The organism is Streptomyces sp. DH12 (genome assembly GCF_020873895.1).
Lineage (GTDB): Bacteria > Actinomycetota > Actinomycetes > Streptomycetales > Streptomycetaceae > Streptomyces.
In genome coordinates, this window is the sequence record NZ_JAHWGT010001625.1 from 1 (window position 1) to 393 (window position 393).

Sequence of the window (393 nt, forward strand, 5' to 3'; positions counted from 1 at the left end):
CTCCTTGCCCACCTTCACGCGGGACAGGTCGACGTGGGAGAGGTCGACCAGCCACGAGCCGGGCAGCTTCGGGTCGAACGCCGGGGCCTGGACGCGCGTCGCCTCGCCCAGGCCGACGGTCAGGCCGTTCGCGCCCGCGGCGAAGGCCATGTTCACGTCGATGCCGACCAGGTGGCGAAGGGTGCACTCGGCATCGGTCATCGGCCGCGCCCAGTCGTGGGCCTCCTCGAACAGCTTCTCGCCGGGACCGCGCACATGGAAGCGGGGCAGGTCCTTCAGGACCGGGTGGCCGTCGGGGACCTCACACGGCGGCCAGTTCATCGGATCGATGGCGTCCTTGCCGAGCGAGCCGGGGTTGTGCTCGGAATGCCGGCGGCCGTCGGCGTCCGGCTC

At 71.8% G+C, this 393-nt stretch carries 1 pseudogene; it reads right to left on the reverse strand.

Annotation, left to right across the window (positions count from 1 at the left end):
• A pseudogene (locus LPA54_RS41405) lies at positions 1-393 on the reverse strand (transcriptional regulator); the annotation flags it as partial.